Genomic DNA, 5,377 nt, shown 5'->3' on the forward strand with positions numbered 1-5,377 from the left:
CATGACGCGTAAAAAAAGACTGGCCATGCCATCGAGCAAGATCGACCCGACGTCCTGAAGCAGCGTCATGAATGGTTCGAGGGCCAGATCGATCTGGAACCTGAGCGCCTCGTGTTCATAGACGAGACCTGGACCGCTACCAACATGACCCGCAGTCATGGCCGCTGCCTGAAGGGTGAGCGGCTGCGCATGGGCTTTCCCCACGGTCATCGCAAAACCACCACACTGGTTGCAGGCCTGCGCATGACCGGCATGATCGCGCCGATGGTGCTCGATGGCCCGATCAACGGGGACTGGTTCGAAGCCTATGTGACCAAGGTGCTGGTGCCAGAGCTGCAGCCGGGCGACGTTGTGATCATGGACAACCTGTCCAGCCACAAGCGCGCTTCGGTCCGTGACCGGATCGAGGCGGCGGGCGCAACGTTGCGCTTCCTGCCGCCCTATAGCCCAGACTTTAACCCTATCGAAAAGGCCTTCTCCCGCCTCAAGGCCATGCTCCGCAAAGTCGGTGAGCGAACCGTCAGCGGCCTGTGGGATCTCATCGGCAGGCTCGTCGATATCTTCCAGCCCAGCGAATGCGCCAACTACTTCAGCTCTTGCGGGTATGACCCGGAATGATCGAAAACCGCTCTAGAACAACAATGCTCAATCGTACACTGAAGTCGAATACTATATCGACAGTTCGGCTTCGCGCGCCCCTTCCAGTTTTTTTCTTGTCCCAAGCAACTTTTACAAAAGCGAACGTGCAGCCTCTCTTGATACTCGCAACACGATGCCAGCTTGTCTCGAGCGGACCCTCGCGTAGATAAACCGCACTACATGACCAAGGGTGCGGCATATCCTGTGAGTTCAAGATAGCCCCTACCGCCTTCGGTGCGAACCAAACCTTCCCAATAGACCGGCAGTCCGCTTGAACGCGCATCAAGCTCCTGATCGGCAAACATGGGGGTAAGCGTCAGGCGCTTTTTGCCTTCAGGCAGTCTGACCGTCACAATCTGAGCCACCGGATAGGTTGCCCCAGTACGCTTCGATCGCCACGTATGCGTTGGCGTGAAATCCACATCACCGGGTTTGAGTGTCACCGTGGTTCCGTCTGCTCGCCTGAACGTGCCACCGGCCCAAATATTTCGTCCCTTTGCACCGCGGATGCGGAATGCCATGAGCGCAGCCCCGTCGTCAAAGTTCAGCCCCGTCCAGTCCCAGCCGATAGCGGCCCCGCCAAGGAAGCGCGACGACCATTCCCGGTCGAGCCAACTGCGCCCAGTAACGGTTTCGGTCGAGGTGCCGCGCGTGATCGTCCCTGTCGTCTCCAATTGTGGCAGTGAATAATAATAGCTGGCAGATTGAGGGGCGGGACCCTTGCGGCTGTAGCCGCCTTTGCCTTGCAGCAGCGGTCGCTGCGTGGGCGTGAATTTGAGGTCGAGCGCAAACCCCCGCGCTACAATCCGCGCAGCAAAGCGGCCATCGGCCAACCGGACCAAACGCCAATCCTTGATGCGAACGTCAGCGTCACCCATCCGGGCCCCTGCAATGCCGAAACCGCTGCGCGCCGCGCGCTGGTCATGCAGCAGTTTACCGATGGCAGGATCAGACACGGCGGCATGGGCAAAAAGCACTTGCCGCGCCGCAAATTTGCTGGGGTTGGCTGTGTCAACGCGCGGCCGCGTGCGAAAGAAGGTGACCTGGAAACCCAGATCCTTGCCATTGCGGGTTTTGACCGTCCCCGTCACATACCACCATTCCGTGCGGAAATCCGGATGCGCGCCGTGATCTGCAGGAAAGGAAAATACGCGGCCGGGTTTGACGTCCGGATAGGAAAATGCCAAAGTTTGCGCGGTGCTGGCGGTGGTGAGCGCCAAGGCCGCGAGGCTGAGCGATAGTGCGCGGGTCACCAATCTGCCCTCACCGCGCGAACCGCATCCATCGATACGGCCCGTCGCCCTGCGAGCATCGCGGTGATCGCCGATGCCACGACCAGCGCGGTTATCACCGACAGCATCAAAGGCACGGGCAGACGCGTTGTCATCGTCCAGTTGAACGATTGGGGATTAATCACGTGGATCAGCACCTGGCTGATGGCGACGCCCAGCGTCACGCCGACCAGTCCGCCAACCGCGCCAAGCAGGGCGCCTTCGATCCCCAGCATTGCGACTATCTGACCGCGCCCGACGCCAATGTGGCGCAACATGCCAAATTCGCGGGTCCGTGCGCTGGCTTGCGCCGATGCCGTGGTGGCCACGCCAGCCAATCCGACGAGGATGGCAATCGCTTCAAGCACATACGTAATTGCAAAGCTGCGGTCGAATACCGAAAGCGCTAAGGTGCGCAGGCTTGCCGGTTCAGCCATGGTCAGGCGCGACTTCAGGTTTGGCGGTGCTGCGGCGCTTATCGCCCGCTTGATGGCTGCGATATCCGCGCCGGGTTTGAGCAGCACCAGAGCATCATCGCGCACGTCGTCTCCTGTAAGCCTGCTGTACTCCCGGGCATCGATAACCATTGCGCCCTGCATCCTCGAATAATCGCGCCATATGCCCGCGACCGCAAAACGTGCGCCATTGCCGATCGGCAGGCCGATCGTATCGCCGGGCTTGACCGCCAGAATACGGGCCGCAGGTTCGGAGAGCCAGACCGCGATGATGCCTGTTGGCGGCATGATTTCCTCCCCAAGCAGCTCCAGCGCCGCATCACCCCTGCCTACCGGACGGGCGATCAAGCTCATCGGAGGTTCGGTGGGATCGAGTACGATTGGCACTTGCCGACTGAATGACACTGAAGCGATGCCCGGGATCGCTGCCAACCGGGCCTGCGATGCTGGATCGAACCCGCCCCAGCCCGGTTCCGACCGGATGTAAAGATCGCCCGACAAAATGTCGCCCAGCCATTGATCGACCGCGCCGCGAAAACTCGTCACCATAACTGCCATGGCGATCATCAGGGCCGTACTCGCCACGATACCGCACAGCGCGGTGGCGGCAGCGCCCGGCGCGCCGTGCAGATGCTGGATTGCCAATTCGATGGGCACATTGCGGCGCGAGCCGCGTGCCAGCGGAGCGAGCAGTGACCGTGCAAGCCATGGCATCGCGATGATGCCCGCAGCCAACAACAGCGCAACCGATAGGTAACCGAACAGCGGCAGCCCTCCGACCGCAGGCAGAAACGCGGCACCAATCCCTGCGGCAAGCAGCATCAGCGGCAACCCGCCCGCCATGGGGGCACGCGGATCAATGCCATCCCCGACATTTTTGAGCGCGACGGCAGGGGCGGCGCGTGCACCTTGCAACGCAGGTATCAGGCTCCCTCCTACCGCCGCGACAACGCCCAGAACGAAAAACCCGGCAGCTGCCAGAGGCGCAAAGATGAGTGCGGGCGGCGCCCCATCGAAAACCCCGCTCCCTAAGTCTCCCCCAAGGATCTTGAGCGCGCCCGCCGCAAGACCGAAGCCCAGGAGCAGACCCAAGGTAGCGCCAATCAACCCGGCCAGCGCGCCTTCGGTTGTCACCAATGCAACGATCCCGCTGCGGCGCATGCCAAGCGTGCGAAGCAGCGCGAAACTCTGCAGGCGCCGGGAGACCGAGAGGGATTGTGTCGAGTAAACCAGGAACGTGCCAGTAAACAGAGCAACGAGCGCAAGCATGGTAAGGTTGACGCGGTAGGCGCGCGATAACCCGTCGCTTTGTTGCGCGTCGTCATCCTTGTCGCTGATAACAGCACCTGCCGGGATCAGGGGCAGCAGCCGCACACGGACATCGGCTGCCTGCGCATCGGGGGCCAGTTTGAGGTCGATCCGGTCGATCTTGCCAAGCCGCCCAAACAGCCACTGCGCGACGGCAATATCGATCATGCCGACGCGTCGCCCTTCGGCCACTGCAGGCAGCAAGCCGCATACTGTCATCGGCTGGGCCTTGCCATTGGCGTTGATCGTCACTCGGTCGCCTATGCGCAACTTTGCAGCCATCAGCGCAGCACGTGACAGGAACAGCGCGTCACCGGCGAATAATTCATCGCCATTGCCGCCCGGTCCGCTGGCGGGTGCGCCGATCAGACTGGGTGTCACCTCGGCTGCGCGGATGATATCCAGCCCGAGCAACGTGAACGGTTCGCCGATGCCCGACACGGCTTTGAGCACAACCACCGGGCTTGCATCGGCGACACCTTCAACCTGCAGAACCTTCGCATACAGCGCCTCGTCAAAGCCAAGGCGGCTCGCCGCTTCGACTTTCAGGTCAGCGGCACCGTTCACCGTGTTCACCGCCTGACCAAATGCCGCGAGCGCTGACCCGTTGATCAAATGCACCGCAAAACCCAGCGCCACCCCGATCGCAATCGCCAACACGGCAACAGCGATCCGTCCGGGATGCTGCCGCGCCTCGCCGGTGATCAACCACACAAGCGCCCGGGTCGGCTGGCTAGCCATTGGCGGGGGCAAGCCCGTTCGCGGTCAACACCAGCGTCCGGTCGGCAATGGCTGCCGCCGCTGCCGAGTGTGTCACCAGCAAGCCTGCCGATCCTGAATTTCGCGTCGAATCCGCAAACAGTTGCAAGATGCGTGCAGCCGTTTCGGTATCGAGGTTGCCCGTCGGTTCGTCGGCCAGGATCAACGCCGGTTGATGGATGAGTGCACGTGCAATCGCGATGCGTTGCAATTCCCCCCCTGAAAGATCGCGCGCATAATAATCCCCCCGGCTGCCAAGGCCCACCATGTGCAGCATCGCGTCGGCGCGGCTTGCGATCTCGCGCTTGTCGCAGGCCGACAGCGCGAGCGGCAGCGCTACGTTTTTGCGCAGCGTTAAATAAGGCAGGATATGAAATGCCTGAAATACAAAGCCAATCCGCCGCCGGCGCAAGTCGGTGAGCCCGCGATCATCCAGCAAGCCCAGGTCTTCGCCGCCGACCAGGATCTGACCTTCATCATGGGCATCGAGCCCAGCAGCGATATTCAGCAATGTTGACTTGCCTGATCCTGACTCGCCTATGATGGCAACAAGCTCTCCCGTCTCAACGCTCAACGAGAGATTGCGAAACAACACGCGGCCGCCTGGAACGCTTTTGGTGAGCGCGCGCAATTCAAGCTGAGGAACCAACGCCGTGCTTTCTGTTCTAACAGGGACCAGCGCGGCATAACGTAGTGCCGCAGGGAAGCGTCTTTTGGCACCAAACTAAGCCTCTGGCCAGAACACGCTGTGTCAACTTTGTTCAGATTGTTATGAGTGCTGCCTTGGCGATGATCTCACCGCACACTCCAGGCTTCCGACAACTCCAGAGCACCCGCAAGCAAAGTGGCCCGATAACCATCGTTCAGCAGCCTGATCCACAATCCCAAGAGCGGTCGTCCGTTCGTTGCCGACAGAAGTCTCGATGAACGGCCAAAATTGGGACT

General features: G+C 61.2%; 3 protein-coding genes and 1 pseudogene. 1 reads left to right on the forward strand and 3 read right to left on the reverse strand.

Annotation, left to right across the window (positions count from 1 at the left end):
- Positions 1 to 12: 12 nt before the first annotated feature.
- Positions 13 to 618: pseudogene (locus ACEW8G_RS05930) on the forward strand (IS630 family transposase); the annotation flags it as partial.
- A gap of 197 nt (positions 619 to 815) precedes the next feature.
- Here the strand turns inward: ACEW8G_RS05930 and ACEW8G_RS05935 are convergent.
- From ACEW8G_RS05935 to ACEW8G_RS05945, 3 genes are read right to left on the reverse strand one after another with little or no spacing between them, the layout of a single operon-like run.
- Positions 816 to 1,892 (reverse strand): lipocalin-like domain-containing protein, encoded by a 1,077-nt coding sequence (locus ACEW8G_RS05935; protein WP_373487519.1) that lies wholly within the window; start codon positions 1,890 to 1,892, stop codon positions 816 to 818.
- The gene (locus ACEW8G_RS05940) at positions 1,889 to 4,414 is read right to left on the reverse strand and encodes an FtsX-like permease family protein (protein WP_373487520.1); all 2,526 of its coding nucleotides are present in this window, start codon (positions 4,412 to 4,414) and stop codon (positions 1,889 to 1,891) included. The genes ACEW8G_RS05935 and ACEW8G_RS05940 overlap by 4 nt, the downstream gene beginning before the upstream one ends.
- Complete coding sequence (locus tag ACEW8G_RS05945; RefSeq protein ID WP_373487521.1) at positions 4,407 to 5,027, reverse strand: ABC transporter ATP-binding protein; 621 nt, start codon at positions 5,025 to 5,027, stop codon at positions 4,407 to 4,409. The genes ACEW8G_RS05940 and ACEW8G_RS05945 overlap by 8 nt, the downstream gene beginning before the upstream one ends.
- Positions 5,028 to 5,377: the final 350 nt, after the last annotated feature.

The organism is Blastomonas sp., from assembly GCF_041747255.1.
GTDB lineage: Bacteria > Pseudomonadota > Alphaproteobacteria > Sphingomonadales > Sphingomonadaceae > Blastomonas.

Excerpts from the sequence above, each read along its gene's own strand:
- ACEW8G_RS05940 (WP_373487520.1), bottom strand. The coding sequence starts at position 4,414 with ATGGCTAGCCAGCCGACCCGGGCGCTTGTGTGGTTGATCACCGGCGAG.